Source organism: Constrictibacter sp. MBR-5 (assembly GCF_040549485.1).
Classification (GTDB): Bacteria; Pseudomonadota; Alphaproteobacteria; order JAJUGE01; family JAJUGE01; genus Constrictibacter.
The window spans coordinates 317,043-342,552 of record NZ_JBEPTK010000006.1 but is presented as its reverse complement, the minus strand read 5'-3'; the positions used below and the strand labels follow the sequence as shown (position 1 = coordinate 342,552).

General features: G+C 67.1%; 28 protein-coding genes. 15 read left to right on the top strand and 13 right to left on the bottom strand.

The annotated features are described in order from the left end of the window. The 3 genes from ABIE65_RS15560 to ABIE65_RS15550 all read left to right on the top strand — a co-directional run. Positions 1-299: helix-turn-helix domain-containing protein (locus ABIE65_RS15560; protein WP_354078875.1), on the top strand; the 299-nt coding region annotated here is incomplete at its 5' end. Between the two features lie 634 nt (positions 300-933). Beyond that, complete coding sequence (locus ABIE65_RS15555; RefSeq protein ID WP_354078873.1) at positions 934-1,131, top strand: hypothetical protein; 198 nt, start codon at positions 934-936, stop codon at positions 1,129-1,131. Positions 1,132-1,360: 229 nt separating this feature from the next. Then, positions 1,361-2,647 carry a DUF4055 domain-containing protein gene (locus tag ABIE65_RS15550; protein WP_354078872.1) on the top strand — a complete coding sequence of 429 codons (1,287 nt, stop codon included), beginning with the start codon at positions 1,361-1,363 and terminating at the stop codon, positions 2,645-2,647. A gap of 202 nt (positions 2,648-2,849) precedes the next feature. On the opposite strand, the gene ABIE65_RS15545 is transcribed toward ABIE65_RS15550, so the two are convergent. Continuing rightward, the gene (locus ABIE65_RS15545; protein WP_354078870.1) at positions 2,850-2,975 is read right to left on the bottom strand and encodes a hypothetical protein; all 126 of its coding nucleotides are present in this window, start codon (positions 2,973-2,975) and stop codon (positions 2,850-2,852) included. A 143-nt stretch (positions 2,976-3,118) separates the two neighbouring features. On the opposite strand from ABIE65_RS15545, the gene ABIE65_RS15540 reads away from it, so the two are divergent. The 3 genes from ABIE65_RS15540 to ABIE65_RS15530 all read left to right on the top strand — a co-directional run bounded on the left by ABIE65_RS15540 (position 3,119) and on the right by ABIE65_RS15530 (position 6,521). Further along, positions 3,119-3,592 carry an Lrp/AsnC family transcriptional regulator gene (locus ABIE65_RS15540; RefSeq protein ID WP_354078869.1) on the top strand — a complete coding sequence of 158 codons (474 nt, stop codon included), beginning with the start codon at positions 3,119-3,121 and terminating at the stop codon, positions 3,590-3,592. 123 nt (positions 3,593-3,715) lie between these two features. Next, positions 3,716-5,347: a GMC family oxidoreductase gene (locus tag ABIE65_RS15535; RefSeq protein WP_354078868.1), complete on the top strand. Its 1,632-nt coding sequence runs from the start codon at positions 3,716-3,718 to the stop codon at positions 5,345-5,347. A 13-nt stretch (positions 5,348-5,360) separates the two neighbouring features. After that, positions 5,361-6,521: an acyl-CoA dehydrogenase family protein gene (locus tag ABIE65_RS15530; RefSeq protein WP_354078866.1), complete on the top strand. Its 1,161-nt coding sequence runs from the start codon at positions 5,361-5,363 to the stop codon at positions 6,519-6,521. Here ABIE65_RS15530 and ABIE65_RS15525 read toward each other — a convergent pair. Beyond that, on the bottom strand, positions 6,513-6,794 hold the full coding sequence (locus ABIE65_RS15525) for a hypothetical protein (protein WP_354078865.1): 282 nt from the start codon (positions 6,792-6,794) through the stop codon (positions 6,513-6,515). The two genes, ABIE65_RS15530 and ABIE65_RS15525, sit on opposite strands and share 9 nt — an antisense overlap. Before the next feature lie 146 nt (positions 6,795-6,940). Here ABIE65_RS15525 and ABIE65_RS15520 point away from each other — a divergent pair, with 146 nt between their 5' ends. Next, positions 6,941-7,759 carry a sulfite exporter TauE/SafE family protein gene (locus tag ABIE65_RS15520; RefSeq protein WP_354078864.1) on the top strand — a complete coding sequence of 273 codons (819 nt, stop codon included), beginning with the start codon at positions 6,941-6,943 and terminating at the stop codon, positions 7,757-7,759. Positions 7,760-7,804: 45 nt separating this feature from the next. Here ABIE65_RS15520 and ABIE65_RS15515 read toward each other — a convergent pair whose 3' ends face one another. Beyond that, positions 7,805-9,031, bottom strand: a complete 1,227-nt coding sequence (locus tag ABIE65_RS15515) for an acyl-CoA dehydrogenase (RefSeq protein ID WP_354078863.1) — start codon at positions 9,029-9,031, stop codon at positions 7,805-7,807. Between the two features lie 104 nt (positions 9,032-9,135). On the opposite strand from ABIE65_RS15515, the gene ABIE65_RS15510 reads away from it, so the two are divergent. Continuing rightward, positions 9,136-9,330: a DUF6898 family protein gene (locus tag ABIE65_RS15510; protein WP_354078862.1), complete on the top strand. Its 195-nt coding sequence runs from the start codon at positions 9,136-9,138 to the stop codon at positions 9,328-9,330. A gap of 110 nt (positions 9,331-9,440) precedes the next feature. After that, positions 9,441-10,850 carry an amidase family protein gene (locus ABIE65_RS15505; RefSeq protein WP_354078860.1) on the top strand — a complete coding sequence of 470 codons (1,410 nt, stop codon included), beginning with the start codon at positions 9,441-9,443 and terminating at the stop codon, positions 10,848-10,850. Positions 10,851-10,874: 24 nt separating this feature from the next. On the opposite strand, the gene ABIE65_RS15500 is transcribed toward ABIE65_RS15505, so the two are convergent. From ABIE65_RS15500 to ABIE65_RS15480, 5 genes are all read right to left on the bottom strand, one after another. Continuing rightward, positions 10,875-11,654 (bottom strand): 3-hydroxybutyrate dehydrogenase, encoded by a 780-nt coding sequence (locus ABIE65_RS15500; RefSeq protein WP_354078859.1) that lies wholly within the window; start codon positions 11,652-11,654, stop codon positions 10,875-10,877. 93 nt (positions 11,655-11,747) lie between these two features. Then, positions 11,748-12,926, bottom strand: coding sequence for a DUF3734 domain-containing protein (locus tag ABIE65_RS15495; protein WP_354078857.1), 1,179 nt, complete (start codon positions 12,924-12,926; stop codon positions 11,748-11,750). Positions 12,927-12,983: 57 nt separating this feature from the next. Then, a complete protein-coding gene (locus ABIE65_RS15490; protein WP_354078855.1) occupies positions 12,984-13,400 on the bottom strand; it encodes a hypothetical protein in 417 nt (138 codons plus the stop codon). A 111-nt stretch (positions 13,401-13,511) separates the two neighbouring features. Further along, positions 13,512-13,760, bottom strand: coding sequence for a DUF3297 family protein (locus ABIE65_RS15485; RefSeq protein WP_354078854.1), 249 nt, complete (start codon positions 13,758-13,760; stop codon positions 13,512-13,514). Positions 13,761-13,852: 92 nt separating this feature from the next. Continuing rightward, entirely contained in the window at positions 13,853-15,439 is a 1,587-nt protein-coding gene (locus ABIE65_RS15480; protein WP_354078852.1) for a peptide chain release factor 3, read from the bottom strand. Between the two features lie 162 nt (positions 15,440-15,601). On the opposite strand from ABIE65_RS15480, the gene ABIE65_RS15475 reads away from it, so the two are divergent. Together ABIE65_RS15475 and ABIE65_RS15470 are read left to right on the top strand one after the other, a co-directional pair. Beyond that, positions 15,602-16,327 carry a haloacid dehalogenase type II gene (locus tag ABIE65_RS15475; RefSeq protein ID WP_354078851.1) on the top strand — a complete coding sequence of 242 codons (726 nt, stop codon included), beginning with the start codon at positions 15,602-15,604 and terminating at the stop codon, positions 16,325-16,327. Then, the gene (locus ABIE65_RS15470) at positions 16,324-17,310 is read left to right on the top strand and encodes a threonine ammonia-lyase (protein WP_354078849.1); all 987 of its coding nucleotides are present in this window, start codon (positions 16,324-16,326) and stop codon (positions 17,308-17,310) included. Before ABIE65_RS15475 ends, ABIE65_RS15470 begins: the two co-directional genes overlap by 4 nt. Here the strand turns inward: ABIE65_RS15470 and ubiM are convergent. After that, positions 17,286-18,521: a 5-demethoxyubiquinol-8 5-hydroxylase UbiM gene (gene ubiM, locus ABIE65_RS15465; RefSeq protein WP_354078848.1), complete on the bottom strand. Its 1,236-nt coding sequence runs from the start codon at positions 18,519-18,521 to the stop codon at positions 17,286-17,288. The two genes, ABIE65_RS15470 and ubiM, sit on opposite strands and share 25 nt — an antisense overlap. 125 nt (positions 18,522-18,646) lie before the next feature. On the opposite strand from ubiM, the gene olsC reads away from it, so the two are divergent. The 3 genes from olsC (at position 18,647) to allE (ending at position 20,777) form a co-directional block, all read left to right on the top strand. Further along, complete coding sequence (gene olsC / locus ABIE65_RS15460; protein ID WP_354078847.1) at positions 18,647-19,489, top strand: ornithine lipid ester-linked acyl 2-hydroxylase OlsC; 843 nt, start codon at positions 18,647-18,649, stop codon at positions 19,487-19,489. 97 nt (positions 19,490-19,586) lie between these two features. Further along, positions 19,587-19,970 (top strand): Rid family hydrolase, encoded by a 384-nt coding sequence (locus ABIE65_RS15455; protein ID WP_354078845.1) that lies wholly within the window; start codon positions 19,587-19,589, stop codon positions 19,968-19,970. Positions 19,971-19,982: 12 nt separating this feature from the next. After that, complete coding sequence (gene allE, locus ABIE65_RS15450; protein ID WP_354078844.1) at positions 19,983-20,777, top strand: (S)-ureidoglycine aminohydrolase; 795 nt, start codon at positions 19,983-19,985, stop codon at positions 20,775-20,777. A gap of 21 nt (positions 20,778-20,798) precedes the next feature. Here allE and znuB read toward each other — a convergent pair whose 3' ends face one another. From znuB to ABIE65_RS15430, 4 genes are all read right to left on the bottom strand, one after another. Next, on the bottom strand, positions 20,799-21,608 hold the full coding sequence (gene znuB / locus ABIE65_RS15445; RefSeq protein ID WP_354078886.1) for a zinc ABC transporter permease subunit ZnuB: 810 nt from the start codon (positions 21,606-21,608) through the stop codon (positions 20,799-20,801). Beyond that, a complete protein-coding gene (locus ABIE65_RS15440; RefSeq protein WP_502918537.1) occupies positions 21,608-22,456 on the bottom strand; it encodes an ATP-binding cassette domain-containing protein in 849 nt (282 codons plus the stop codon). Before ABIE65_RS15440 ends, znuB begins: the two co-directional genes overlap by 1 nt. Then, entirely contained in the window at positions 22,453-22,971 is a 519-nt protein-coding gene (locus ABIE65_RS15435) for a Fur family transcriptional regulator (RefSeq protein ID WP_354078843.1), read from the bottom strand. Before ABIE65_RS15435 ends, ABIE65_RS15440 begins: the two co-directional genes overlap by 4 nt. Positions 22,972-23,064: 93 nt before the next feature. Then, positions 23,065-24,084, bottom strand: a complete 1,020-nt coding sequence (locus ABIE65_RS15430) for a S1C family serine protease (RefSeq protein ID WP_354078841.1) — start codon at positions 24,082-24,084, stop codon at positions 23,065-23,067. A 160-nt stretch (positions 24,085-24,244) separates the two neighbouring features. On the opposite strand from ABIE65_RS15430, the gene ABIE65_RS15425 reads away from it, so the two are divergent. After that, positions 24,245-25,351: a family 8 glycosyl hydrolase gene (locus ABIE65_RS15425; protein WP_354078839.1), complete on the top strand. Its 1,107-nt coding sequence runs from the start codon at positions 24,245-24,247 to the stop codon at positions 25,349-25,351. Positions 25,352-25,510 lie beyond the last annotated feature (159 nt).

Below are 25,510 nucleotides of genomic sequence, written 5' to 3'. Positions count from 1 at the left end.
GGCCGGTGGGCAGTCTGATCAACGTCACCAGCAGGGGGTCATTTTTGAACGCCGATACCCCCGCCAAGGGGGTCAAACTTGCACGCCGAAACACAGCCGAGTTCGAGACCAACATCCGCAAGGAACGCCAGCTAGAGGGCATCGCCAAGGCGAAGGCCGCTGGCGTCTACAAGGGCCGTCCCCCGTCAATCGACGCTGAGAAGGTCAAGGCGATGCACGCTGAGGGCATGGGCGGCACTGAGATCGCCCGCGCCATGGGCATCGGCCGCGCTTCCGTCTATCGGATGCTCGGCAAGTGATCCACCTCGCTTTACGCGCCGCGCTGGCCTTCTTCGTGGCCTATCTGTGCATCGGCCTAGGCAGCCCCTAGAAGGCGCTGACGCGCCCGCCAGCCCCCTCCCATGGGCTCACGCGCCAAAGTCCACCGCAGCCCGCCCCTAGCGCCCTACGCGCCACCTTCCACGCGCCGACGAGCCCACCACGACGACGACGAGACCACGCATCGGCGAAGGCGAGCGACCAGCGCGACGATGACGAGCGCGACCAACCCGAAGGCGTGACCGCGACCAGCCCGAAGGCGTGACGGCGAACGCCGCGTTAGCGGCGCCATGCGCCTGCATATAGCGGCCTTACCGCCCTTCAGGCACAACATATAGCGAAGAATCGACTGGGCAGGGGCCCAAGGCAGGGGTACCCCCTCCGATGGATTCAGCTACACCCACTGCCTGCCACGTGCAATTCTAAGCATGCTTGGACCATCAAATGACCGAGAATAGAATTGCTTTAGTTTTCGCGCAAAAATAAAGCACTATCACAACCAGTGAAACAAGATCATTGTCCCCTTATGCGGTCCGTTTATTGGTGTAAATCTTGCATTTCAGTGCATTGTATGCTATACATTCATAATTAGTCACTTGATGTGGAATATACATTATGGCCGAAACGAAAATGGTACTCGGACGGACTGTCCGAAATATTCTGGGTTTCAATTACAGGCAGTGGCAGCGCTTCCTGCTTTACGCGAAGACGCCGAAGCAAATCGTAATCGGACCAACGCTGTTCTTCGCGGGCGAGTCAGCAAAGCAAGTCGCGGAGACCATCATTAAAATGAATCAGAAGCAGGCCGCCTAGTATGTACGCTCCTCACACACATTACAAAAATCAAGCCAACGTGCTCGGTCTCTTCATTGACTTGCATCCCGACTTCACCAACTGGTATCCAGAGTGGCGCATCATCCGCGACGCGATGGAAGGCGAGAAGGCAGTAAAATAAAAAACGACTGAATATTTACAGAAGATAAGTCATGATCAATCGAATACTGAGTACAATCAGTACTTAAATAGCGCCGTCTACTTTAACATGGTTGATCGAACGGTCAACGGCCTCCTCGGGTCCACCTTCCGACGCGAGCCCGTCACTCGCGACCTACCTGAGAAGCTGGCGAAACGCGCCCGGAAGATCACCAAGGACAACCAATCCTTCGCGACACTCACCAAGATCCTTGTGCGTGAACTACTGTCCGTTGGGCGCGCCGGGGTCCTATTGGACATGGGCGCAAGCGGCGAGACGGCCCCCTATCTCGCCCTCTACAAGGCCGAACAGATCCTCGATTGGACGACCGACCTTGTTGACGGCCGCGTACAGCTTACCGAGGTGGTCCTCGCCGAACAACGCGGACTCCCGCGTGAGCCGGGCAGCCGGCGCACCTACATCACGGACTACCGGTGCCTTCGGCTTGTCTATGACGCGGAAACCGACGCCATGGTGTACGAGTCCCACCTGTATCGAGGCGACGGTGACACCCCGCCCAATCTCGCCAACGATCCCGACGAGATCGTGCGACCGGTGAACCGCGGCAAGCCGTTCAACCAAATCCTATTCCGGTTCTTCGGCGCCACATCGAACAATCCGGACGTAGAGAAGCCGCCCATCCTCGATATTGTAGAGGTGAACCTAAGTCACTATCGCTCCTATGCGCAGCTAGAACACGGGCGCTTCTACACGGCCTTACCGGTCTATTATGCGCCGGTTACGGCAGGAAGCAGTGAGACAGGCGGCGACTATTACGTCGGGCCGTCCACCGTTTGGGAGGTGCCCGCGGGCGCCTCTAAGCCGGGCATCCTCGAATATTCGGGCCAGGGGCTGGGCAACCTCGAATCCGCCCTCAGGACCAAAGAGGATCAGATAGCCGCGCTTGGCGGGCGTCTTCTAGGCGGCTCCGGCATGTCGTCGGGGCAGTCCGACCAGCAAGCCAAGCTGCAAGACCGGAATGAGCAAAGCCTACTTCTCGGTGTCGTCACCGCGACCGAGTCCGGCCTTACCGACCTGCTACGTCATTGGGCCATCTGGCAGGACATTCCCGCCGAAGCCGCCGCCACGATCCGCGCCGACCTCAACGCCGACCTTAGCGACCCGTCCGGCATCGGAGCCCGCGAGCTACGCGCAATCGCGCTGATGCACAAGGATGGCGTCCTTCCCCTCTCGGTCGTCTTCTCCTACCTGCGCAAGGCGCAAGTCGTGCCGGACTGGTTGACCGAAGCCGAGTTCGCGGCGCTGCTGGCGGACCCGAGGCAGTTTCCGAATCAGCCCGACACACTGGCCCGTCAAGCCGGCTATCCCGACGCCGAGTCGGGTCTAGTCGCGTAGATTTAGGGTGGAACACCAGTGCACAGGACAGTGCACACACCAGTGCCAATAGGATTTTAGTCGGAAAAATAATGCAGTAAAATCAACTAGTTGCCGTCATGTCACCTTCTCCACCGCGATTCGAGTCTTCTCGACCGCACCATGATCAAAAGCCCCGGTGCTCGGACAGAGCGCCGGGGCTTTTGATTCGGGCGCCGGGCCTTCAGTAGATGAGCCAGGCCAGGGTTCCGCCGATCAGCGAGACGGTCCCGAGGATGAGGGCCAAGCCCGCCGTCGCCGTCATCAGGCTGTCGCCCATGATCCTCCGCATCAACGCACATCCGTTCATCCGCATCTCCTCGCTGATCGATCCGGCGCCGATGCTATCCGCGGATCCGGCGAGTCGGTAGGGCCGTTCGCGTCAGGTTCGCCATGCATGGCGGACCGATTCGTGTAATATCCTTACAAAATCGGGGAGAGGGGACAGGATCAATGGCGCGCGTCAAGCTGGACCGGATCGACCGGCGGATCCTGCACGACCTGCAGGCGGACGGGCGCATGACCAACGTCGACCTGGCCGCCAATGCCGGGATCTCGGCGCCGCCCTGCCTGCGCCGGGTGCGGGCGCTGGAGGAGGCGGGATATATCCGCGGCTACCACGCCGACCTCGACCCGGAGAAGCTGGGGTTCGAGGCTGTGTTCTTCGCCATCGTCGGCCTAGACAGCCAGTCGATGGAGCGGCTGTCCTCGTTCGAGGCGATGGTCGAGGAATGGCCGGAGGTCCGAGAATGCCACATGGTGCGCGGCGGCGGCGACTTCCTGCTGAAGCTGGTCGCGCACAGCACGGCGCACGAGAACCAGATCACGACGAAGCTGACCTCCTCCGCCGGCGTGGTGCGCGTGACGACATTTCCGGTCATCCGCACGGCGAAGGAACAGCCGGGCGTACCCATCGAGCTGGAGTAGCGCCGAACTGGAGTAGTGGGGGGGGGAGCAACCGCTCGGGGCCTCTCCCACTCCGCCGATCTTCCGGTCTATGCTTCCGCGCAAAGGTGCACCAAGGCGCCTGCCTGCTGTGGGAGTTCCAAGATGGCCGACCAGTCCTCCACCTATGACTATATCGTCGTCGGCGCCGGCTCGGCCGGCTGCGTGCTCGCCGCGCGCCTCAGCGAGGATCCGTCCATGCGGGTCCTCCTGCTCGAAGCCGGCGGCAAGGACGACAGCATGTGGATCCACGTGCCGGTCGGCTTCTCCAAGCTGCTGAACCACAAGGGCTACAACTGGTGCTTCGCCACCGAGCCCGAGGACAATGTGAAGGGCCGGTCTATCCCCATCCCGCGCGGCAAGACGCTGGGCGGGTCGAGTTCGATCAACGGCATGCTCTACGTGCGCGGCCAGTCGCTCGACTACGACACCTGGTCGCAGCTGGGCAACCGCGGCTGGTCCTGGGAATCGGTGCTGCCCTACTTCCGCAAGTCCGAGCATTACGAGGGGCAGAGCGACGACACGCGCGGCAAGAGCGGTCCGCTGAACGTGGTGGAGATGTACGAGCGCCACGAACTGCTGGACGCCTTCATCGACGCCGGCGAAGGCGAAGGGTGGAAGCGCAATCCGGACTACAACAACGGCGACCAGGAAGGCTTCGGCTACTATCAGTGCACCCAGAAAGACGGCAAGCGCTGGTCCACTGCGAAGGCGTTCCTGGAGCCGGCGCGCAGCCGCCCCAACCTGCGTGTCGAGACGAACGCCCAGGCGACGGGCCTGCTGTTCGACGGCAAACGCTGTGTCGGCGTGGCCTATGTGCAGAACGGCGCCAGGCGGGAGGCCCGCTGCGCCGGCGAGGTCGTGCTGGCCGCGGGCGCGGTGCAGTCGCCGCAGATTCTCGAACTGTCGGGGATCGGGCAGCCGGAGCGCCTCAAGGGGCTGGGCATCGAGGTCCGGCACGCGCTGCCCGGCGTGGGCGAGAACTATCGCGATCACTACGCGACCCGGATGAACTGGCGCGTGAAGCTGCCGATCACGCTGAACGAGCAGACGCGCGGCGTGAACTTCCTGAAGGAACTGGTGAAATACTACACCACCGGCCGCGGTATCCTGACCTTCACCGCCGGCATCGTGTACGGCTTCGTGAAGACGCGGCCGGAACTCGCCAGCCCTGACATCCAGTACCACTTCGCCCATGCCAGCTACGCGACGGCGGCCGACCGGAAGCTGGATCGCGAGCCGGGCATGACCGTCGCGGTCTGTCAGCTCCGGCCCGAATCGAAGGGCAGCATCCACATCAAGTCGGCGGATCCGCTCGCAGCACCGGCCATCCGGCCGAACTTCCTGGCCGAACAGGGCGACCGGGACTGCCTCATCGCCGGCATGAAGATCGCGCGCCGGATCATCGAGAATCCGCGCATGGACAAGTATCGCGCCTTCGAGATGAACCCTGGCCCCGCATGCCAGAGCGACGCCGACTGGCTGGACTGGGCACGGATCAACGGCCAGACGGTCTATCACCCGATCGGTACCTGCAAGATGGGCAGCGACCCGATGGCGGTCGTCGACGACCAGTTGCGCGTGCACGGCATCGACGGCCTGCGCGTCGTCGACGCATCGATCATGCCGACGCTCGTTTCCGGCAACACGAACGCGGCGGCGATCATGATCGGCGAAAAGGGCGCCGACATGATCAAGGCCGCCGCCAAGACGGGAGCCGCGAAAGCGGCCGCCTGAGGGAGGGGCCGCCATGTCCTACAGCTTCAAGTTCGACCCGATCACCCTGCCGCCCGAAGCGCAGGCGCTGCGCGCCGAGGTACGCCAGTTCCTGCGCGAGGAGATCGACCGCGGCACCTTCACGTCCGGTGCCGAACGCAAATCGTCCTATTCGCCGGAATTCAGCCGCCGGGTCGGTGCGCGCGGCTGGATCGGCATGACATGGCCGAAGGCGCATGGCGGCGGCGGGCGCAGCCACCTCGAGCGCTATGTGATGATCGAGGAGATGCTGGCGCACCGTGCGCCGGTCAGCGGCCATTGGGTCGCCGACCGGCAGAGCGGCCCCGTCATCCTGAAATACGGGACGGAGGAGGCCAAGCGGAAGGTCATCCCGAAGATCCTGAGCGGCGAGGCGTATTTCTGCATCGGCCTGTCGGAGCCAAACTCCGGCTCGGACGTCTTCGCCGCGTCGACCAGGGCGACGAAGACGGACGGCGGCTGGCTGATCAACGGCCGCAAGATCTGGACGTCCGGCGCGCACAACGCGAACTGGATGATCGGCCTCTTCCGCACGTCGCCGTCGACGAGCGAGAATCGGCGGCACGGGCTTTCCCAGTTCCTCGTCGACATGACGACGCCGGGGATCAAGGTCCAGCCGATCCGCAACATCACCGGCCATGCCGATTTCAACGAGGTCGTCTTCGACGACGTCTTCGTGCCCGACAGCCATCTGATCGGCGAGAAGGACATGGCGTGGAAGCAGGCCACCGACGAACTCGCCTACGAGCGGAGCGGGCCGGACCGCATCCTGGAGACCCTGCCGGTGTTGACCGAACTGGTCCGCGCGGTCGGCGCGGCGCCGTCCGACCGCGTTGCCGAAGGCATCGGGCGCGAGATCGCGCACCTGAAGACGCTGCGGCGCATGTCCGTCTCGGTCGCCGGGATGCTTCAGGCGGGGCAGGCGCCGTCGGTCGAGGCGGCGGTGGTCAAGGACCTGGGGACGAACTGGGAGCAGGCGCTTCCCCGCAAGGCACGGCTTCTGCTGGCGCCGAGCGACGCCGCGACCTCGGCGAATGCCAGCGGCTACGCCGAGACGATGGCGTTCAACACGCTGATCGCGCCGAAGCTGACGATCCAGGGCGGCACGCGGGAGGTCCTGCGCGGCATCATCGCCCGGGGGTTGGGGCTACGCTGAGGCGGCGGCCCGGGACATCGGCCGCCGTGCGGGCGCGAGCGGCGACCGGCCCGCGCGTGCGAGCGCGTCGAAGCCGGCCCGCGTGACCGCCACGCCGGGAGGCGCGCCGGGAAGGGCGGTACGGATAAGCAGCCCGCCGTCGAGAGCGTCCTCCCAGACCGTGAGGCGCGGGCAGGACGTTCGCCACGCCTCCATGACCTCGGCATAGGTCCGCGGGCGTGCCGCGACCCATTCCACCAAGTCGAGCACCAGTGATGACGTCGGATCGGTCATGGCGGTACCTCCACATGCCGGTGATGAAGGATAGCAGGTCGCCGCGGCGGCCTCATCGTCCGGAGACGAACATGGCCCCTTCATTGCTAGTGTGTCAGTAACCTCATGCTGCTCCGCGATTGTTCCCCGCCGCTCCGGTGCCGTCTATGCCCGACCTGATCACGCTCCTCGAACTCGCCGCGATCCTGGCGATGACCGGCGTCGTCGCCGGTATCCTCGCCGGACTGCTCGGCGTCGGTGGCGGCATCGTCATCGTGCCGGTGCTGTTCCAGATGTTCGCGCTGATCGACGTGGACCCGTCGATCCGCATGCATCTGGCGGTGGGCACTTCGCTGACCACCATCGTCGCCACCTCGGCGATCTCTACCAGGGCACACAACCGGCGCGGCGCGGTCGACTGGGACCTGCTGAAGTCGTGGTGGATCTGGATCCTGCTGGGCACGCTCGCCGGAACCGCCGTCGCCGGCTATGTGCGCAGCGCGGTGCTGATCGCGGTCTTCGCCTGCGTCGCGCTGTTCGTGTCGATCTTCATGGCGACGACGAAGCCCGACTTCCGCCTGCGCGACGGGCTGCCGCGGGGCGCGGGCAAGGCCGCTTCGGGCGCGGCCATGGGTGCGGTGTCGGCGATGATGGGTATCGGCGGTGGCACCCTGGGCGTGCCGTTCATGAGCGCCTGCGGCTATCCGGTGCACAAGGCGGTCGGGACCGCGGCGGCGATCGGCTTCATCATCGCCGTGCCGGCGACGTTCGGCTTCATGCTGTCGGGCTGGGGCGACGAGGCCTTGCCGGAACTGAGCATCGGCTTCGTGAGCATTCTGGGCGTGGTGCTCATCACGCCGCTGAGTACCGCGGCGGCACCCTGGGGGGCGAGGCTGGCGCATGCCGCATCGCCGATCGTGCTGCGTCGGCTCTTCGCGTTGTTCCTGCTGCTCACCGCAGCGCGGATGTTCTGGGGCCTGCTCTGAGCGACAGCGGGCCGGCGCGAAGGCCGGCCCGCATCGATCGAAGGATCAGCCGAACGCCTGGATGCCCGTCTGGGCGCGGCCCAGGATCAGGGCGTGCACGTCGTGCGTGCCCTCGTAGGTGTTCACGGCCTCCAGGTTAATCACGTGACGGATGACGTGGTATTCGTCCGCCACGCCGTTGCCGCCGTGCATGTCGCGGGCGGCGCGCGCGATATCGAGCGCCTTGCCACAATTGTTGCGCTTGATCAGCGAGATCGCCTCCGGGGCGGCGATGTGCTCGTCGAGCATCCGGCCGACGCGCAGCGCCGCCTGGAAGCCCAGCGCGATCTCGGTCTGCATGTCGGCCAGCTTCTTCTGGATCAGCTGCGTCGCGGCGAGCGGGCGGCCGAAGGCCTTGCGGTCGAGCGTGTACTGGCGGGCGGCGTGCCAGCAGAACTCCGCCGCACCCATGGCACCCCAGGCGATGCCGTAGCGCGCCTTGTTGAGGCAGCCGAACGGGCCGCCGAGGCCGCGCACGTTGGGCAGGAGGTTCTCGTCGGGAACGAAGACGTTCTCCAGCACGATCTCGCCGGTCGGCGAGGCGCGCAGCGAGAACTTGCCCTCGATCTTCGGCGTCTTGAAGCCCTCATAGCCGCGCTCGACGATGAAGCCGCGGATCGTGTCGTCCTCGGTCTTTGCCCAGACCACCGCGACGTCGGCGATCGGCGAGGAGGTAATCCACATCTTGGCGCCGTTCAGGCGCCAGCCGCCGTCGACCTTGGTGGCGCGTGTCTTCATCCCGCCCGCGTCCGACCCGCTGTCGGGCTCGGTCAGGCCGAAGCAGCCGACCCATTCGCCGGACGCCAGCTTCGGCAGATACTTCTCGCGCTGTTCTTCCGAGCCGTAGCTGTAGATCGGGAACATCACGAGGCTGGACTGGACGCTCATCGCCGAGCGATAGGCGCTGTCGACGCGCTCGACCTCGCGGGCGATCAGGCCATACATCACATGGCTGCCGCCGGGGCAGCCATAGCCCTCGATGCCGATGCCGAGGAAGCCGTTTGCTCCCAGCTCCAGGAAGGTCTTCCGGTCGAACGTCTCGTTCCGGTGGGCCATCAGCACGCCGGGGAAGAGGTTCTCCTGGCAGTAGCGGCGGGCGCTGTCCTGAACGATCCGCTCGTCCTCGGTCAGCTGCTCGGAGAGCAGAAACGGATCCTCCCAGGTGAACGGGGCCAGCTTGGCCTTCTGGGCGGGGCTGCTGGTGTCTGCCTTTGCGGCCGTCGCGCTGGACATCTCGGTCTCCGTCGTTGGGCGGTCGTTAATCCCGCCGAAAGCTGCGGGCTTATATAGCGGTGCCGACCGGCAGGGAACACCGGTCGCAGCCAAGGAAAAGCGGCATGCGGTCGCCCGACCAGGACAAGGACTATATCATCGAGTTTCTTCGCCTCGGCAGCGCGGTGAAGGTTTCGGCGTGCGACCCGGCGACGCTTATCGAGGTCTGCATCGTCGGCTCGGTCCACAGTCCGGCGTGGATGCTGGAAAAGACCGCCGTGCGGAAGCTGGAAGCCGCCCTCGCGACGCGCGGGCGCTAGCACGCGCCGAAGGGCCGCCGGTACGCGAATATGGCGCGGGTCCCGGGCGTTTTCGTGGACATGCCCGCCGGTGTGCGTCAGCATTCCCGCTCATTCGAGCGGGGGAAGGCATGGGCGACGCACTCTGGCGCTGGGACGCCGTCGATCTGGCGCAGGGCATCCGCACGCGCCGCATCTCCAGTCGTGAGGCTACCGAGGCGTGTCTCGCCCGCATGGAGGCGGTGAACGGCAAGCTGAACGCGGTGACGGTGCCGATGCCCGAGCAGGCGCTCGCCGCCGCCGATGCCGCGGATGCCGCCGTGAAGCGCGGCGACGTGCTGGGCCCGCTGCACGGCGTCCCGGTCACGATGAAGGAGAATGTCGATCAGGCCGGCTGTGCGACCGCCAACGGCGTCGTAGCCTACAAGGACCTGATCGCCGACACGGACAGTGCGCCGGTGGCCAACTGGAAGGCGGCGGGCGCCGTCATCCTGGGCCGGACCAATGCTCCCGCCTTCAGCCTGCGCTGGGACACGGACAACGACCTGCGCGGCAGGACCTTCAATCCCTGGTCGCGCGGCCATACGCCGGGCGGGTCGAGCGGCGGCGCGGCGGCGGCAGCCGCGGCCGGCATCGGTCCGCTGGCGCACGGCAACGACTATGGCGGGTCGGTCCGTTATCCTGCCTATTGCTGTGGCCTGGCGGGAATCCGGCCGAGCTTCGGCCGCGTGCCGGCCTACAATCCGACGGTCCAGGGCGAGCGCCCGATGACGGCGCAGTTGATGTCGGTGCAGGGGCCGCTGGCGCGCAAGGTGCGCGACGTGCGGATCGGGCTGGCCGCCATGGCGCGCCGGGATGCGCGCGATCCCTGGTTCGTGCCGGCGCCGATGGACGGGCCGCCGGCGGCCCGTCCGATCAGGGTCGCCCTCTGCGCGGATCCCTCCGGGCTCGGCGTTCATCCCGCGGTTGCCGAAGCGGTGAAGATCGCGGGCGAGGCGCTGGCCGACGCTGGCTATGCGGTGGAAGCGGTGGAGCCGCCGTCGATCGGCGAAGCGGCGGCGCTCTGGCGGCGGCTCGTCGCGACCGACATCCGCATGCTGCAGTGGCAGACGATCCAGGACCTGGGCGACGAAGGCGCCAGACGCTCGGTCGGCTTCATGACGGGGTCGGAGCCGCCGCTCGACCTCGAAGGCTATATGAAGGCCTTGGCGGAGCGCAGCAGGCATGTCCGCGACTGGACGCTGTTCCTCGACCGCTACCCCATCGTCCTGACGCCCGTCAGCACCGAGCCGCCCTTCGCCATCGGCTTCGACACCGACAGCGCGGAGAGCATGGATCGGACGATGACGGCGCAGCGGGTGCAGACGGCGGTGCCGCTGATCGGAATGCCGGCGGCGGTGGTCCCGGTCGGATCGGTCGAGGGCCTGCCGCTCGGCGTCCACCTGATCGGGCCGCGCTTCCGGGAAGACCTCATCCTCGACGCGGCCGAGGTGATCGAGGCGCGCCACGGACTGGACACGCCGATCGATCCGGCCTGGTAAGGGGGGCGGCCTCGGCCGCCCCGCCTACTGCATGAACCAGCCGTGGCTGACGACCAGCGACTGGCCGGTCAGGGCGTTCGACTCGAAGCCGGCGAAGAAGAGGGCGGCCTCGGCGACGTCCTGGACGGTGGTGAACTCGCCGTCGACCGTTTCCTTCAGCATGACCTTCTTGATGACGTCCTCTTTGGAGATGCCGAGTTCTTTGGCCTGCTCGGGGATCTGCTTGTCGACCAGCGGCGTGCGGACGAAGCCGGGGCAGATGACGTTGGCGCGGACGCCGTGCTTTGCACCTTCCTTGGCCACGACCTTGGCGAGGCCGATCAGGCCGTGCTTGGCGGTGACGTAGGGGGCCTTCAGGACGGACGCCTCCTTGGAGTGGACCGATCCCATGTAGATGACGCTGCCGCCGCGGCCCTGGGCGTACATGTGGCGCAGTGCGGCGCGCGTCGTGAGGAAGGCGCCGTCCAGGTGGATCGCCAGCAGCAGCTTCCACTTGGCGTAGTCGAACTCCTCGATCGGCGAGACGATCTGGATGCCTGCATTGCTGACCAGGATGTCGATGCCGCCGAACGCGGCCGCGGCCTCGTCGATGCCGGCATCGACCTGGGCCTCGTTCGTCACGTCCATGGCCACGCCGCGCGCGACAGCGTCGCCGCCCAGTTCGGCGGCGGTCGCGACCGCGCCGTCCTTGTTCAGGTCGGCGATGACGACCTTGGCACCCTCGCGGACGAAGGTACGGGCGATCTCCTTGCCGATGCCGCTGGCGGCGCCAGTGACGACGGCGACCTTGTCCTTGATCCGCACGATTGGCTCTCCGGTTCCTGAGGAGCGGTGGCGCAGACTACGCCCGGCCTCGCGGGCCTGTCTTCTGGATATTGTGCATCTGCGAAGCGGCCGCTAGTCGCGACCCTGGGTGTGCAGGTCGAAGGTGACGACGCCGCCAAGGTCCTTCGGCGGGGTGAGCGCCTCGGGATGGCGCAGGGTGCGCACCGTGTCGGTGTAGCCCGCCTTCCAATGGTCTTCCATGCTCAGCTTGGAGAACTCGTAGTCCTTCGAATCGCCCTCGTAGCTCTGCGAGCGGTAGATCAGGTGGATGAGGTTGAAGGTCTTGTGGCTCGCGGCCGGCGCCAGCAGACGGGCCTCGGGACTGTCCTTCAATGCGTCGGGCAGCTTGTCGAGCAGGCTCGACAGCGCGCAGCGCATGCGCTGGATCCGCTTGAAGCGGTTCGTGCTGGCGCGCGTCCGGCTGGAGTACTGGATCTCCTTCTGCCGGGTCGACACTTCGGTGATATTGCGCGGTATCTCGCCGCGGGCGCTCCAGAGGTCGACCTGGAAGGCCAGGGTGTCGCGCTGCGGCTCGCTGTCGAGCACCCAGTCGAGCGGCGTGTTCGAGACGATGCCGCCGTCCCAGTAGTGTTCGCCGTCGATCTCGACCGCCGGGAAGCCCGGCGGCAGCGCGCCGCTGGCCATGATGTGTTCCGGCCCGATCGTGTGCGTCTCGGTGTCGAAGTAGACGAAGTTGCCCGAGCGGACGTTGACCGCCCCGACGCTCAGGCGCATGGCGCCCGCGTTGATCCGGTCGAAGTCGATGAGGGACTCGAGCGTGCCGCGGAGCGGTGCGGTGTCGTAGTAGCTGGTCGCGGCCTCGGTCCCCGCCGGGGCGAGCCAGGGGGAGGGTACGCGCGGCGCGAAGAAGCCCTTCGCTCCGGTCGCGAGTGCCATTCCGGCGCTCGCCTGGTTCATCAGCGTCCGTGCCACGTCCCCCCGGGGCAGCAGCGGGTTGCGGTGTCCGCCAGCCTCCCACCAGGCGCGCCCCGTCACGCCGTCCCAGAACGACCGCAGCTTGGCGACGCGCTCGCCGGGTGGATTGCCGGCGATGATGGCGGCGTTGATCGCGCCGATCGATATTCCGGCGACCCAGTCGGGCTCGATCCCGGCCTGGGCCAGTCCGTCATATACGCCCGCCTGGAAGGCGCCGAGCGCACCGCCGCCCTGGAGCAGAAGGGCGATGCGCTCGAAGGGCAGCGGTTCCGACGCCGGCCCACCTTGTTTCGCCCTGCGCCGATCGGTGGTCATGGCGGGATCCTTTCCTGCAGGGCAGCCTGGTCGAGCCGGTGCCGGCGTGGACGCATGCTACGCGAAGCGACCCGCTGCGCCGCGTCCGAACAGCGGCCGGTAGCGGTCGCGATACGCGACGAGCAACAGGCCCGTCAGGACGAGCATGGCGAGGGCCATCGGTATGCCGCCCGGATTCAGCACGAAATGGAACAGCGCGATCACCGTGATCGCCGGCAGCAGGATCGCCAGACCGAAAGCCGGTGCGCGATTGGAGAGCAGGCAGAGCGCGCCGACCAGATGAACCGTCTTCACCAGCGGCCAGACGAAGCCGGACTGCTGCAGCGCCAGCTCGAACGCCTCGCCCGCGGGCGAGGTCGGCGGGTGAATCAGATGGTTACCGGTGAAGATGAAGGTGAAGCCTTCGATGGCGCCGACGAGAAACAGCAGGCCCAGCAGGATGCGGGGGGTATCGACGGTCAGGATCTTGCGCACGGTCTCATCCGCAGAAGATTGGACTGCCGAGGCCGCTGCCGCCGGCGGCCGGTACATAGGTGCGCGCGTGCGGACGAACGGTGCGCGGCGTCACATCCGCATGCGATTCGTTCAGGCCGGCTCGGGATCGCGCAGGTACGGTTCCACCTTGCCGTTGAGCTTGATCGTCATCGGGTTGCCGGCGCGGTCGCGCGCCTTGCCCGCCGCCACGCGGATCCAGCCCTCGCTGATGCAGTATTCCTCGACGTTCGTCTTCTCGGCGCCGTTGAAGCGGATGCCGACGCCGCGCTCCAGCAATTCGGCGTCGTGATAGGGGCTCTTCGGATTGTTGCAGAGCCGGTCGGGGAGGGTGTCGGTCATGTCTCGGCCATCGCAGCGGTAAAGCTAAGTACTGGGGCAAGAACCTAGCGGCCGGCCGGGCGGATGCAACGCGTTTCCGGCGGCCGGCCCGGCTACTCGCTCTGCTCGCGGGTCTTCAGGAACTTCACCGCGGGCCAGGTCTCCGCGGTGTGGTTCAGGTGCCAGGCGTTCCGGGCGAGGAAGACAGGCGCGCCATCATGGTCCTCGGCATAGGCGCCGCGGTTGGCGTCCATGAATTTCTTCACCTCGCGCGGGTCCGCTTCCAGCCACCGCGCGGTGTGGATCGGCGCCGGCTCGAAGTGGACCGGGATGCCGTACTCCGTCCGCACGCGGTCCGCCAGCACGTCGAACTGGAGCGCGCCGACCACGCCGACGATCCAGGCCGAATCGATCAGCGGTCGGAAGACGCGCGCCACGCCCTCTTCGGCCAGCTGCTCCAGGGCACGCTGCAGGTGCTTGGCCTTCAGGGGATCGTCCGGACGCACCCGCTGGAGATATTCCGGTGCGAAGCTCGGGATGCCGGTGAAGCGGATCGCTTCGCCCTCGGTCAGCGAATCGCCGATGCGCAGCTGGCCGTGATTGGGCACGCCGATGATGTCGCCGGCCCAGGCCTCCTCGGCGCGCTCGCGGTCTTGTGCAAGGAAAAGCAATGGGTTGGAGAGATTTATTGCCTTGCCAGTTCGCGTCTGGACCAACTTCATGCCACGCTTGAACTGCCCCGAACAGAGGCGGACGAAGGCGATCCGGTCGCGATGCTTCGGATCCATGTTCGCCTGGATCTTGAACACGAAGCCGCTGACCTTGGTCTCGTCGGGCTGTACGGGGCGGGGAGTGGCCGGCTGTGTCCGGGGCGGCGGTGCCATGTCGACCAGGCCGTCGAGCAACTCGCGAACGCCGAAATTGTTGACCGCGGAGCCGAAGAAGACGGGCGTCATATGGCCGCCGCGGTAGGCCTCGAGCGAGAAGGGATGGCACAGGCCGCGCGCCATCTCGACGTCTTCGCGCAGCTTCGCCACCGCATGCGCCGGCAGGAGCCGGTCGAGCTTGGGGTCGTCGAGGCCCTCGCAGGTCTCGCCGGTGTCGGGCATGCCGCCCTTGCTGCGCGCCAGCAGCACCAGCTTGTCGTGGAACAGGTCGTAGCAGCCGAGGAAATCCCGGCCCATGCCGATCGGCCACGACGCCGGTGTCGCGTCGAGAGCCAATCCCTGCTCGACCTCGTCGATGAGATCGAACGGCTCGCGGCTCTCGCGGTCGAACTTGTTGACGAAGGTCGTGATCGGTACGTCGCGGAGGCGGCATACCTCGAACAGCTTGCGGGTCTGTTCCTCGATGCCCTTGGCACCGTCGATCACCATCACGGCCGAGTCGACGGCAGTGAGCGTGCGGTAGGTGTCCTCGCTGAAGTCCTCGTGACCGGGGGTGTCGAGGAGGTTGAAGGTGCAGCCGCGGTAGTCGAACGTCATCACGGAGGAGGTGACGGAGATTCCGCGCTCGCGCTCGACCTTCATCCAGTCAGAATGCGCGCGTCGTTGCTCGCCGCGCGCCTTGACGGCGCCGGCCATCTGGATCGCGCCGCCGAACAGCAGCAGCTTCTCGGTCAGGGTCGTCTTGCCCGCATCCGGATGCGCGATGATCGCGAAAGTACGCCGGCGCGAAACGGCGCCGTTCAGTTCGGCCATTGAGGGCTCGGGGGATGTGAGCGGACGACGGGCAGATAGTCACGAAGCGGCGCGATGTCAAAGACGGCCGGTCCGAAACGCCCTCGGCACACGCGCGCCAGACGTCGGCGCCAGACAATGGTTGGCGCGCGTCCCCGCCGCGGCTAGCTTGCGCGACAGGAAATGCCGCCGCAGCGAAGAGAGGGAAGCTCCATGAGCGACTTCCGCTTCACAGACATCGAGGCCTGCGTCTTCGACGCATACGGAACACTGTTCGACATCCAGGCGCCGATGGCGCGCCGGCGCGAGAAGATCGGGCCGAAGGCCGACGAACTGTCGGCGCTGTGGCGCCGCAAGCAGCTGGAATATTCATGGCTGCGCACGCTGATGGGCCGCCACGCCGATTTCTGGCGCGTGACCGGCGACGCGCTCGATCATGCGATGGCGGTGCTGGGGCTGACCGATCCGGTGCTTCGTGCCGATCTGATGCAGACCTACCTGAATCTCGACGCCTATCCCGATGCCAAGCCGATGCTCGAGCAGGTGAAGGCAGCAGGCAAGAAAACGGCCATTCTTTCAAACGGTTCGGAGACGATGCTAACGGCGGTCGTCAACCGTTCCGAGATGACGCGCAGCCTGGACCATGTGATCTCGGTCGAGGAGCGGGCCTCCTACAAGCCGCATCCGAGCGTGTACCTGCTGGCCGCGGAGAAGCTCGAGGTGGACGCCGCCCATGTCTGCTTCGTCACCGCGAACGGCTGGGATGCCGCCGGCGCCGCCGCGTTCGGCTTCCAGGTCGCCTGGATCAACCGCACGGGTGCGCCCGTCGAGAACCTGCCCCACCAGGCCAATGTGACGATCACGAGCCTGAGCGATCTGCCGCCGCTGCTCGGGCATCGCGATTCGTGAGCCCATCCGAACGCATTCCGACGGTCGAGGACGTCCGCGCCGCCGCCTCGCTGCTGCGCGGCCATGCGATCCGCACGCCGTTGCTCGAAGCGCGGCTGCTGAACGAGGAACTGGGCTGCCGGCTGCTGGTGAAGGCCGAGTGCCTGCAGCGGACGGGGTCGTTCAAGTTCCGCGGCGCGTTCAACGCCATCAGCCGCCTCCCGGATGCCGCCAGGGATTGCGGTGTCGTCGCGTTCTCGTCGGGCAATCATGCCCAGGGCGTCGCGGCTGCGGCCCAGGCACTCGGGGTGAGGGCGACCATCGTGATGCCGGAGGACGCGCCGGCGATGAAGATCGCGAATACCCGGGCCTATGGCGCCCGGATCGTCCTCTACAATCGCCTGAAGGACGACAGGGCGGCCATTGCACAGGCGTTGGCGGATAAGGAGGGGCTCGCGTTCGTTCACCCCTACGACGATCCGGACGTGATGGCCGGGCAGGGCACGGTCGGGCTGGAACTGATGGAGCAGGCGGCGGACCTGGGGGCGACGGTCGACGCCGTGCTTGCGCCGGCGAGCGGCGGCGGCCTAGTCGGTGGCGTAGCACTCGCGGTCAAGGCGGAGCGGCCCGAGGCGGAGGTCTGGACCACGGAGCCGGAAGGCTATGACGACCATGCCCTGTCCTTCGCTGCGGGCAAACCCGTCGCGATCCAGATCGGCAAGCCGTCGCTCGCCGACGCATTGTTGGCGCCTCAGCCGGGGGCCATCACCTTCGCCGTCAACCAGCGGCTGCTCGCGGGATCCCTGGTGGTCTCCGACCGCGAGGCGCAGCAGGCGATGGCGGCGGCCTTCCGGCACCTCAAGCTCGTGCTGGAGCCGGGCGGCGCCGTAGCGCTCGCCGCCGTGCTCAGCGGCAAATTGCCCGTCCGCGGCCGGACGATCGCGGTGGTCGGATCCGGCGGCAACGTCGACGCGGAGGTCTACCGCGCCGCGCTCGCCGTGTGATCCGGCGGTCCGCTGCGGTCGCGTTCCATCAGATGTGCGACGATCGTGCGCCGGATGGGCGGCAGGCCGCCGCAGAACAGCGCGGCGTCGCGCAGCATCCGCGCCGGGCGGGAGTCGTTCGTGTAGAGCATCGCGGTCGTGTTGGTCGCGAGATACAGGGGCCGCGTGGCGCGCCGATGCTCGCGCTCATAGTGCAGCAGGGCCCCGGGATCCGCGACGCCCGCGCCGCGTGCCAACGCGCCGGCGAGCGCCGTCGCCAGCAGGTGCTGGCCCTGAAGCCCGAGGTTGAAGCCGTGCGCGGTCACCGGATGCATGCCGACGGCCGCGTCGCCGAGCAGCGCGAAGCGCCGGCTCACGAACCGGTCGGCATAGACCGACGTCAACGGATAGACGTGCCGGGTGCTCGCCAGCCGCATGCGGCCGAGCCTGCCGTCATAGCGGCGGGTCAGAGCATCGCCGAACGCCTCCTCGTCCATCGCCATCAGCGCCTCGATCTCCGCCGGGGGCAAGGTGACGACGGCGGACGACATCCGGCCGCGCAGCGGCAGCATCGCCATCGTCTGGCCGTAGCCGAACCATTCGACCGCGGTCTGCTCGTGGTCCTCGTCGTGGGCGACGCGGCAGACCATCATCGTCTTGCCGAAGCTGCGGGTCGCCGCACCGATGCCGCGCATGGTGCGGATCCGCGAGAAGCGCGAATCGGCCGCCACGAGCAGGCGTGTGCGCAAGCTGCGACCGTCCTGAAGCGACACCACGGTGGCATCGGGTTCGTCGCGGACCGAATCGACCGCCGCCCCGGTCATCAGTTCGAGGCGATCCGCCGCCGCGGTCTCGGCGAAGATCGCCTCGCGGATCCGGTGGTTCGGGACGAGGTGCCCGAGTACGCCGCCACCCTCGCCGGGCGGATCGAATCGCAGCGGCCGTTCGCCGGTGCCATTCCTGACGCGCGCCTCGCGCAGCGGCTGGATATCCTCCGCCGGCAGGCGCTCCCAGGCACCGAGTTCGCGCAGCAGCATCTGCGAACGGTGGGTCACCGCGATTTCCCGGCCGTCGAAGGCCGGTCGCCGCAGCGCGTCTTCGGATTGCCGCTCGACGAGGCCGATCTTCAGGTCCGAAGCCGCCGCCAGCCGCGACAAGGAACAGGCGAATGCGAGGCCGATCGGTCCGCCGCCCGCCACAATGACGTCGAACATCCGGGATTCGTTGCTCATTTGATGGCCGTCCCTCTTTCGTCGCGACGGTGCCGTGCACTATGTGACACTGCGGTGACGAGCATCTTCGGAAGGGAAGCCCGATCTAGCGGGCCGACGGATAGCGTGTCTATAGGTGGAGCCTGATGACCGACGCTGGAATGCGACAGATCGACGGCACGGCCGCGGCCGGTGGTGCGCGACAGGAATTCGGAACCGAGGGCATCGCGGCCCTCGAACGCCCGGGCATGGTCGTGCGCGGCCTGATGGCCGTGGTCCAATGGGCGGAGCGTCTCAACCTCCGCTTTTCGAAGGTCGAGAACCTGCCCGTCTACGAGAACGCGGCCTTTCCCTGGTCGGCGGAGATCGAGCGGGAGTGGCCGCTGATCCGGGCCGAACTCGACCGCGTGCTCGTCCGCCAGGACGAGTTGCCAAGCTTCTCGGACATTTCCTCGGACGTGAAGACGATCACGAAGGACAATCACTGGAAGACCTTCATGATCTGCGGCTACGGGCTCAAGTCGGATCATGCGATCCGGCAGTGCCCCGAGACCTGGCGGATCGTCCAGAAGATCCCGGGCCTGAAAACCGCGATGTTCTCGATTTTCGAGCCCGGTAAGCACCTTCCGCCGCACCGCGGCCCGTATAACGGCGTCCTGCGCCTCCATCTTGGCCTGATCGTCCCGGAGCCGCGCGAGAAGCTGGGCATCCGGGTGGCGGACGTTGTCTGCAACTGGGAGGAAGGCAAGGTCCTGCTGTTCGACGACGCCTACGAGCACGAGGCGTGGAACCACACGGACAAGACGCGCGTGGTCCTGTTCGTCGACTTCGTCAAACCGCTGCGCTTCCCGGCGAACCTGATCAACTGGCTGCTCCTCAACATCGCGGTCTTCACCCCCTTCATCCGCGAGGGCGTGGACAAGCAGAAGGAGTGGGAGAAGCGCTTCTACGCCCAGGCCGAGGCGATCCGGAACGCGCCGGCGGACTAGCGAGCGAGCGGGGCGGCGCTTAGCGTCGGGAACGGCGCTTGCAAGGGACGGGACATTGTCTCCGACACCATCACCGCCACCCGAGGAATTGGCCCGCATGCCTCCGCAGGATCTCTCGCGCGTCCCCAATGCCGCGCTTCCGAGCAAGTCTTCCGTCGCCATCTACCGTTTTCCCGGCGGCGGTGGCCTCCTCTGGGCCGTCGCGACCTCCGCCGACAAGAGCCTGGACTTCGTGGGGCAGACGCGGGCGACCCTCGCAGCGCTCGACGAGCACCTCCGCCGCGCCGGCGTCGATCGCAACCGTCTGGTCCGCGCCGAAGTGATCGTGACCGACCACGACAACAAGCCTGCCTTCGACGAGGTCTGGGCATCCTGGGCGGTCGATGGCCACGGGCCGGTGCGGTCCTTCGTCCAGTCGGTGATGCCCGAAGGCGACCTGATCGAGATCATCATCACGGCCGCGCTTCCCGAACCGGTCTGAGAGGTCGGCATCATGCATCCGAGATCGCTTCCGACCGGCCCGGGCCGCGTCCTGCCTGGCGCGATCGGCCACAATCGCGGTGTCGTCAGCCGCAACTACGCCTTCCTGCCGCCCGAGGGCGTCCTGCCGAGCCGGCTGCCCAATTTCGAGGCCACGGCGGTGCGGTTTCTGGCGGCGCCCGCGCTGGGCGCCGGCTTCGCCCAGGCGCTGCTGGAAATCGCGCCGGGCGGTGGCTCGCGCCAGCCCTGTGCCGACACCGTCCAGACCTTCCTCTATGCGGTCGGCGGCTCAGCGGTCCTGACCGTCGACGGCTATCCGCGCATGGCGTTCACGCCGGGCGGCTATGCCTATGTACCGCCCGGCTGTGCCTTTTCGTTGCGCAACGATGCCGACTCCACGGCCAAGGTGCTCGTGCTTCGGAAGCCCTACGAAGCGATCGACCTGCCGCCGCCCGAGCCGATCGTCTCGCATCGCTCGCAGGTGCCGCGGACAAACCATCTCGGTATGGAGGGGCGGGCCTGGCAGCACCTGCTGCCGGTCGGCGACATGCGCTTCGACATGGAGATGAACATCCTGATCTTCAGTCCGGGCGTCTGCTTCCCGGCGGTCGAGACGCACATCATGGAGCACGGGCTCTACATGCTGGAAGGGCAGGGGATCTACCTGCTCGACACCGACTGGCACGAGATCTGGGTCGAGGACTTCATTTGGATGGGGCCGTTCTGTCCGCAGCAGTTCTACCCGACTGGGTACGGCGAGGCCGCCTACCTGCTCTACAAGAACGTCAACCGCGAAATCGCCTTCTGAGACGGGCGGCGCGGTCGCCCGTCAGCGGGGGCGGCGGGTCCGGTCGGCCACTTCGCCCGCCGCGAGGGCGATCGCGAACAGCAACGTCGCCGCCACGACGATCGACGGGCCCGACGGCGTGTCCCAGGTGAGCGAACCCAACATGCCGGCGCCGACGGCGATGCAGCCGAGCAGGCTGGCACCGATGGCCATCTGCTCCGGGGTGCGCGAGAACCGCCGGGCGGTGGCCGCCGGAATGATCAGAAGCGACGTGATGAGGGCGACGCCCACGATCTTCATCGCGATCGCGATCACCAGCGCGATCAACAGCATGAAGGCGAGCCGCACGGCGGCGACGTTGATGCCTTCCGCCTGGGCGAGGTCGGCATGCACGGTCATGGCCAGAAGCGGCCGCCACAGATAGGCGAGTGCTGCGAGGACGACCGCGCCGCCGCCATAGATCCACCAGAGATCTGCCGGAACGACCGCGAGGATGTCGCCGAAGAGATAGGCCATCACGTCGACGCGCACGGTCGCCAGCAGGCTGATCGTGACCAGTCCGATCGAGAGCGACGCATGCGAGAGGATGCCGAGGAGCGTGTCGGTAGCCAGCCGGCGCTGGCGTTCGAGCATGGCGAGTACCAGAGCGAGGGCGACGCACACGGCGAGGATTCCGACGTTGACGCCGATCTGCAGTGTCAGCCCCAGGGCTATGCCGAGCAGCCCGGCATGGGCGAGGCTGTCGCCGAAATAGGCCATGCGGCGCCAGACGATGAAGCAGCCGAGCGGGCCGCCGACGATCGCTACCCCCATGCCGGCCAGCAGCGCCCGTACGATGAAGTCGTCGAGCATCATACCCGGCGACGATCGTGTTGATCGTGGTCGTGCCGATGGTCGTGTTCGTGCCGATGGTCGGCCGCGATGGGGACCACGCCGCCGTGCAGATCGTGCCGATGATCGTGTTCGTGGTGATAGACGGCGAGGTCGCGCGCGGCGCGGGGGCCGAACAGTGCCACGTAGGCGGGGTCCCGGCTGACGTCTTCCGGGTGCCCGGCGCAACAGATGTGGCGGTTCAGGCAGACCACGCGGTCGGTCGCCGCCATCACGAGATGCAGATCGTGGGAGATGAGCAGCATGCCGCAGCCGCGTTCATCGCGGATCCGCGCGATCAGCTCGTACAGCTCGAATTGGCCGCTGAAATCGACGCCCTGCACGGGCTCGTCGAGGATCAGCAGGTCCGGCTTCCGCAGCAGAGCGCGGGCCAGCAGGGTCCGCTGCAACTCGCCGCCGGAGAGTTCGTGCAGCGCACGGCGACCGAGCTCCCGCGCGCCGACCTCGTCCAACGCCGCATCGACGGTCCTGCGGTCGGCACGCCGTGCCAGCGTAAGGAAGCGGTCGACCGTCAGCGGCAGCACCGCATCGATGCCGAGCCTCTGCGGCACATAGCCGACGACGATCGCATCCGCCCGTTCGACGACGCCTAGATCGGGCTTGTCGAGGCCGAGCAGGATCCGGGCGAGGGTGGTCTTGCCCGCGCCGTTCGGCCCGACGAGGGTGACGATCTCGCCAGCCGCAATCTCGATGTCGACCTTCTCGAGGATCGGCGCGCCGCGCCCGGCGACCCCGATTCCGCGCGCCGCGATCAGCGGTCTCCGGCGATGTTCGTCGCGAGGTCCGGCCTTCGACCCCGCTGCGGTCAAGGCCGACACCGCGCGCAGCGACCCCGGACCTCGATCGTCTGCCCCTCCGGAACATAACCGGCCGCCTGCGCACCGGCGCGGATGGCGGCGCGGACGGCAGGGTCGCGCATCTCGTCGACACGGCCGCAGGCGATGCAGATCAGGAACTGGCCCTCATGCGGCGATGTCGGATGGGGGCAGCCGACATAGGCGTTCAGGCTTTCGACCTTGTGGACTAGGCCCTGCTCGATCAGGAAATCGAGTGCCCGGTACACCGTGGGTGGCTTGGCCGGCTTGCCGGCGGTGCCGAGCTGCTCCATCAGGTCGTAGGCCTTGACCGAACGATGGCTCGACCAGATCAGCTCCAGGACACGGCGGCGCAGGGCCGTGAGCTGCGCGCCCCGTGCGGCGCAAACCTCGCCCGCAGCGGCGAGCGCGTCGACGATGCAGGCATGGTGGTCGTGCAATTCTTCCGGCTGCCCATGGGGCTGCTTTTGGTGCTCGCCCCTGTCGCCATCCGCCGTCTGGCCCTGCATAGCTCCGCTCCCGCACCCCATCCCGCAAACGATCGGCGGCTGGAGGTTACCATATAACGGGAGGGGCAACCCGCTGCCAGGGGCGACGCCCCGTCAGGCCCGGCCCGGCTGCTTGAGGTACTCGTATCGGTTCCCGGTCCGTACGACGCATTCGACGCGGGCGCCATGACGCAAAACGTGGATCGTGACCATGACGCCGGGCGGGCCGAGGGCCCAGACGAACCGGTAGAATGTCGGCAGATCGGTCACTTCGCGACCCTCGACGTTCAGGATCAGGTCTCCTTCGCGCAGACCGGCACCGTGAGCGGGTCCGGTCTGCGTCACGCTCGCGACGGCGAGCCGGCCCTCCACCTCGGCGGTGAGCATGCCGAGCCAGGGCCGCGGCGGGCGCGGCGACCGGCCGGTGTCGCGGAAGGTCGAAAGGATCGGCTCCAGCAGGTCGATCGGCACGAACATGTTGCCCGGTCGCGCCTCATCTTCGGCCTCGGCGTTCTGGACGAGCAGCGACCCGATGCCCAGGAGATGTCCGTCGAGGCCGAGGGCGGCGGCGCCGCTCCACCGGCCGTGCGGCGGCGCCGTGAAGATCGCGCTGTCCAGCAGATACTCCCAGTAGCCGGCGAAGGTGCGTCGGGACACGACCAGAGCGTTCATCGCCTGCCGCAGTCCACCCGCAGCCGCGACGATCACCGGCTTGCCTTCGCGCAACGCGCTGGAATCGCCGAAGGGGATCGGGGCCGCATCGACCGGCTCGAGGGCGCGCACCAGTCCGAAGCCCGTCTCCTGATCGACCCCGACCACCGTTGCGGGGATCCGGCGCCCGTTCACATCGGTGAGGTCGACGCGGTCGGCCTCGGTGACGAGGTATCCCACCGTCAGCATGAGACCACCCTCGCCGACGAGCACGGCGCTGCCCTCGCGCTCGGTCCCGAGCGTGCGCGCGGTGAACGCGTCACCCGCAACCTTTACATGAAGGCCGAAGATCGCGCCGAGCACCTGCTCCAGCGGAAAGCGCACGTCCTCGGCACGCGGACGCCGCGCGACCGGAACATCCGGCTCGCCGCCATGGCTCAGCCGCTCGAAGCGGTGGCCGTTGAGTCCCTTCTTTTCTGCCATGCCGAGAGCCTAGCGCGACGCGCGGCCGCCGCAAAGGGTGCCGACGGAACTGCGGCGCAGATGCATTAGCACTACTTTCACGTGGCCCGGCGCAACATCGGAGAGTAGCCTGCCGGCGCTGCGTCTCCCTGCAATGCCGCGTGCAGAAACGGCCGAGGTCATGAACGGTATCCGTCTCTACCGAACCGGGGCTCTGGCGCTCTTTGTCGCGCTGGTCGCCCTGATCGCATCGAGCGGCGGCGGGACAACTGCCGAGTTGCCGCGGATTCTCTCGATATCACCCGATGCGCAGGAATGGACGACCTTCAAAGCGCGCTTCGTGCGGCCGGACGGACGCGTGGTCGACACGTACAACGGTGACGTGTCGCATACGGAGAGCCAGGGATTCGGCATGCTCTTCGCGGCCGCCTTCGACGACCGCGAGACCTTCGAGCGCATATGGACGTGGACGGATGCCAATCTGCGCTGGGAGGGTACCTGGCTGCACGCTTGGCGGTACGTGCCCGGGAACGCCACTCCCGTGCCGGACGCGAACAACGCCACCGACGGCGACCTCTTCATTGCCTGGGCGTTGGCACGTGCCGCGCAGCGGTGGCACGAGCCGCTCTACGCCGAAGCGGCGCGGCGGATCGCGCGCGACGTCCGCCGGCTGCTGGTGACGGAGGTCGGCGGCCGGGTCGTCCTGCTGCCGGGCTTCAACGGTTTCGAGACCGGCGAGCGCGTGACGGTCAATCTCTCCTATTATGTCTTCCCCGCCATTGAAGCGATCATCGGGATCGATCCGGCACCGGTGTGGTCGAGCGTGCGGCGCGACGGCCTCGAACTGATCGAGGATGCTCGCTTCGGGCATTGGGGGCTGTCACCCGACTGGCTGCAGATCGCACCCACCGGCGAAATTCGCCCGGCGGCCGATCGGCCCGCCCGGTTCGGTTACGACGCCGTGCGGATTCCGCTCTATCTGGTCTGGGCCGGGCTCGGTACGCCGGAACGGCTGCGGCTTTATCGGGGCTTCTGGCAGGAACACTGGCAGGAGAAACGGCAGCCGGGATGGGCCAGCCTCGATGGTCGGTCCGTGGCGCCGTACGAAGCGTCGAACGGCCTGAGATCGATCGGCCTCATCGTCGACGTCGCGATGGGGGGCGGCTGGAGCGGCGAGGCGCTGCCGGGAATCACGGCGCAGGACGACTATTATTCGGCCAGTCTCATCCTGCTTTCCCGTATCGCGGTGGCGGACCTGTTGCGGCAAAGCGGCACCCGTGGCCTTTGAGCATCGGAATGGGTATCGCCCGCATTGCCGTACGGGGCAAATTATTGGTAGGGAATGAAGTGTCGTCGGCGTTTCGTCATTTGGCGAAGGAAGTGCTCCTCGCGAGGTGCGGCGACCATCGCAGCACACCGCGCGCACCCAGGCGGTGAGAACCGCGGC

Excerpts from the sequence above, each read along its gene's own strand:
- ABIE65_RS15555 (WP_354078873.1), top strand. The coding sequence starts at position 934 with ATGGCCGAAACGAAAATGGTACTCGGACGGACTGTCCGAAATATTCTG.
- ABIE65_RS15550 (WP_354078872.1), top strand. The coding sequence starts at position 1,361 with ATGGTTGATCGAACGGTCAACGGCCTCCTCGGGTCCACCTTCCGACGC.
- ABIE65_RS15545 (WP_354078870.1), bottom strand. The coding sequence starts at position 2,975 with ATGAACGGATGTGCGTTGATGCGGAGGATCATGGGCGACAGCCTGATG.
- ABIE65_RS15540 (WP_354078869.1), top strand. The coding sequence starts at position 3,119 with ATGGCGCGCGTCAAGCTGGACCGGATCGACCGGCGGATCCTGCACGAC.
- ABIE65_RS15535 (WP_354078868.1), top strand. The coding sequence starts at position 3,716 with ATGGCCGACCAGTCCTCCACCTATGACTATATCGTCGTCGGCGCCGGC.
- ABIE65_RS15530 (WP_354078866.1), top strand. The coding sequence starts at position 5,361 with ATGTCCTACAGCTTCAAGTTCGACCCGATCACCCTGCCGCCCGAAGCG.
- ABIE65_RS15525 (WP_354078865.1), bottom strand. The coding sequence starts at position 6,794 with ATGACCGATCCGACGTCATCACTGGTGCTCGACTTGGTGGAATGGGTC.
- ABIE65_RS15520 (WP_354078864.1), top strand. The coding sequence starts at position 6,941 with ATGCCCGACCTGATCACGCTCCTCGAACTCGCCGCGATCCTGGCGATG.
- ABIE65_RS15515 (WP_354078863.1), bottom strand. The coding sequence starts at position 9,031 with ATGTCCAGCGCGACGGCCGCAAAGGCAGACACCAGCAGCCCCGCCCAG.
- ABIE65_RS15510 (WP_354078862.1), top strand. The coding sequence starts at position 9,136 with ATGCGGTCGCCCGACCAGGACAAGGACTATATCATCGAGTTTCTTCGC.
- ABIE65_RS15505 (WP_354078860.1), top strand. The coding sequence starts at position 9,441 with ATGGGCGACGCACTCTGGCGCTGGGACGCCGTCGATCTGGCGCAGGGC.
- ABIE65_RS15495 (WP_354078857.1), bottom strand. The coding sequence starts at position 12,926 with ATGACCACCGATCGGCGCAGGGCGAAACAAGGTGGGCCGGCGTCGGAA.
- ABIE65_RS15485 (WP_354078854.1), bottom strand. The coding sequence starts at position 13,760 with ATGACCGACACCCTCCCCGACCGGCTCTGCAACAATCCGAAGAGCCCC.
- ABIE65_RS15480 (WP_354078852.1), bottom strand. The coding sequence starts at position 15,439 with ATGGCCGAACTGAACGGCGCCGTTTCGCGCCGGCGTACTTTCGCGATC.
- ABIE65_RS15475 (WP_354078851.1), top strand. The coding sequence starts at position 15,602 with ATGCCGCCGCAGCGAAGAGAGGGAAGCTCCATGAGCGACTTCCGCTTC.
- ubiM (WP_354078848.1), bottom strand. The coding sequence starts at position 18,521 with ATGAGCAACGAATCCCGGATGTTCGACGTCATTGTGGCGGGCGGCGGA.
- olsC (WP_354078847.1), top strand. The coding sequence starts at position 18,647 with ATGACCGACGCTGGAATGCGACAGATCGACGGCACGGCCGCGGCCGGT.
- ABIE65_RS15455 (WP_354078845.1), top strand. The coding sequence starts at position 19,587 with ATGCCTCCGCAGGATCTCTCGCGCGTCCCCAATGCCGCGCTTCCGAGC.
- allE (WP_354078844.1), top strand. The coding sequence starts at position 19,983 with ATGCATCCGAGATCGCTTCCGACCGGCCCGGGCCGCGTCCTGCCTGGC.
- znuB (WP_354078886.1), bottom strand. The coding sequence starts at position 21,608 with ATGCTCGACGACTTCATCGTACGGGCGCTGCTGGCCGGCATGGGGGTA.
- ABIE65_RS15435 (WP_354078843.1), bottom strand. The coding sequence starts at position 22,971 with ATGCAGGGCCAGACGGCGGATGGCGACAGGGGCGAGCACCAAAAGCAG.
- ABIE65_RS15430 (WP_354078841.1), bottom strand. The coding sequence starts at position 24,084 with ATGGCAGAAAAGAAGGGACTCAACGGCCACCGCTTCGAGCGGCTGAGC.
- ABIE65_RS15425 (WP_354078839.1), top strand. The coding sequence starts at position 24,245 with ATGAACGGTATCCGTCTCTACCGAACCGGGGCTCTGGCGCTCTTTGTC.